General features: G+C 47.5%; 2 protein-coding genes. Both read left to right on the forward strand.

The features are described 5' to 3' along the window. Positions 1–1,303, forward strand: a 1,303-nt coding sequence (locus C7B77_RS27895) for a CHAT domain-containing protein (RefSeq protein ID WP_146138573.1), incomplete at its 5' end; no start/stop codon positions are given. A gap of 144 nt (positions 1,304–1,447) precedes the next feature. Continuing rightward, positions 1,448–2,398: a phosphate/phosphite/phosphonate ABC transporter substrate-binding protein gene (locus tag C7B77_RS27900; protein WP_106312741.1), complete on the forward strand. Its 951-nt coding sequence runs from the start codon at positions 1,448–1,450 to the stop codon at positions 2,396–2,398. The last annotated feature ends 194 nt before the right edge of the window (positions 2,399–2,592 follow it).

The following is a 2,592-nucleotide window of genomic DNA, read 5'->3' on the forward strand; positions in this document are numbered from 1 at the left end:
CTCTCAAGCTGCATACGATCGCGCGATCGCCGCACTCACCAAAACCCGCCGTAATCTGCAAATTGTCAATCCCGATGCTCAATTCTCTCTGCGGGATAATGTCGAGCCATTGTATCGCGAAGCGATCGATCTGAGTCTGCGACAACAACAACCAAATTTGAGCAAAATTATCGATCGAGTCGATGCCCTCAAACTAGTAGAGTTAGAAAACTTTTTGCAATGTCAACTCGGCGAATATAAGCCTGTAGAGCAGTTTGCTGAAGATGCGGGTGCGGTGGTATTCTATCCAGTCATTTTAGCCGATCGATTAGAAGTAATTTTACGGTTGCCTACTAATAAATTTCAACGATTTGTCGTTCCTGTCTCGCGGATCGAATTGGAAAAAACGATCGCCAATTTTCAGCAGCATTTAAATCAACCTCAATATGGTTGGAACGATGTCGCTGCTGCCCAACTTTACGATCGGTTAATTCGTCCCGCCCAACAGTATCTCACCCCCGCCACCAAACAGTTGGTATTCGTGATGGATGGCGCGCTGCAAAATATTCCCGTCGCAGCATTATTCGATCGATCGCGTCAAGAATTTTTAATCGATCGTTATCCCGTCTCAGTCACCCCAGGACTGCAACTATTGGGTGCCAAGCAGACTACACGCAAAGATGCTGGCATTTTGATTGGTGGTTTGACTGGTTATACTGCTAGCACGACAAATCGCAAACGCGGGGATATCTACGAGCCATTAACCCATGCTGCGACTGAGGTACAGGCGATCGAGTCACTATTTCCACAAGCGACTAAATTAGTCGGACGCGATTTCACCGCTGCAAAGCTCCAGCGCACTTTGGCAGGTGGCTCTTATCCGACGATTCACCTAGCTACCCACGGGCAATTTAGCTCCGATCCGCGTCAGACTTTTATCGTCACTGACGGCGGAAAATCCATCGATCTCAATAGCTTACGATCGATGCTAAGACAGGACTCCAGCGCAGTAGCGAAGCCTCTAGGCACGATCGCCGATCTGCTAGTGTTGAGTGCTTGCGAGACAGCTACAGGCGACAGGCGGGCAGCTCTGGGCTTGGCAGGTACCGCGATTCGTAGTGGTGCGGCAAGTACTTTGGCTTCGATGTGGTCGGTTGACGATCGATCTACAGCGAAGTTGATGCAGCAATTTTATCGGAGTTTGCTCCAGCCAGACAGAACGAGTACAGCGCAAGCGTTACAGGTGGCACAACGGGAAATTCGGCAACAGTATCCGCATCCCTATTACTGGGCTTCGTTTGTATTAGTTGGTAACTGGCTATAAGTCGAACTTGGCTCGTGCGGCTTTTGTAATTTTTCGTAACCAAAATTCGACAAAATAAGTTGGCAAATGTACCTATCAGTTTTGCCAAATAATGAGATATTATGTCAATAATTAGATTTTAAATCAGACAGTTAACAACGAGCGATGAATCAGCAACTCAAACTTGGGATCGGCATTGGAGCGACTATTCTAGCTGGTGTAGCAGCAATAAACAGTCGATCGATCGGCGAAGCGATCGCCACCAACCTGCGTGTAGCTCCCGCACAAGCTCAAGCTCAGACCCTCAGAATTGTCTTCCCCACTCGATCGGGCACGACTGACTTAGAGACTAAAGCCAAAGCAGTGACAGCATTTCTTAGTAAAGAGTTGCAACAGCCTGTAGAAGCGGTGATTGCCGATGAGACCGCAGCAGTCGAAGCATTGCGCGCCAATCGGGCCGACGTAGCCTTTTTGAGCAGTCGCTCTGCCCTCAAAGCCAAAGAATTAGCTAACGCCAGTTTTTACTTGGCAGAAGTGAGATCCAACTATTCCGGCGGACATACTTATAAATCGATTTTTGTAGTTCCTAAAAATAGTCCCCTCAAGTCTGGGCAAGGAGAAGCGACTCTGAGCCAGCTCAAAGGCAAGCGGATTTCGTTTACCTCACCTACATCTGGCTCTGGCTTTATCTTTCCCGTAGCAGAACTGGTACAACAAAAACTCATCCCCAACCGCGATCGCTTGAATGGTTTCTTCGGGCAAGTCACCTACGGTGGTAGCTACGATAAAGCCCTGCAAGCCGTATTGAGAAATCAAGCCGATGTCGCCGCAGTATCGGAGTATACGCTGGGTGCGCCTTATATTACGGCTGCTGAAGCTAGCAATTTACGCGTGTTGTACAGTATTGCTGGCGTTCCCGCTCACGGTATTGTCGTCGATGATGATATTTCTGCTAGCGATCGCAACAAGTTGATTGCAGCAATGATGAAATTAAATGAGCCTGCTAATAATCAATTATTTCGCGCTCTTTATAACTCCACCACATTGGTAAGAGTCAACGATTCCCACCTCAACCCGACCAAAGTCGCGTTAGAGCAAGCGGGGATGAAACCTTAATTAGGGGATAGGGGTACTAAGAATCTGGTTTCCCTTTTTTAGCTACCACGTAATGACGAGTTAAGTAGGTAGGTGCAAATATTTGTTAGATAGAAAATGTCTGAAACCTAGCTGGTGGGCACTGCCCACCCTACAGGACATTTTATATTTAATTACGCCCAGCTACTTATTAAAGTTGCTGAGTAGTCTGTGTT

It is taken from the genome of Chamaesiphon polymorphus CCALA 037 (assembly GCF_003003845.1).
Lineage (GTDB): Bacteria > Cyanobacteriota > Cyanobacteriia > Cyanobacteriales > Chamaesiphonaceae > Chamaesiphon > Chamaesiphon polymorphus.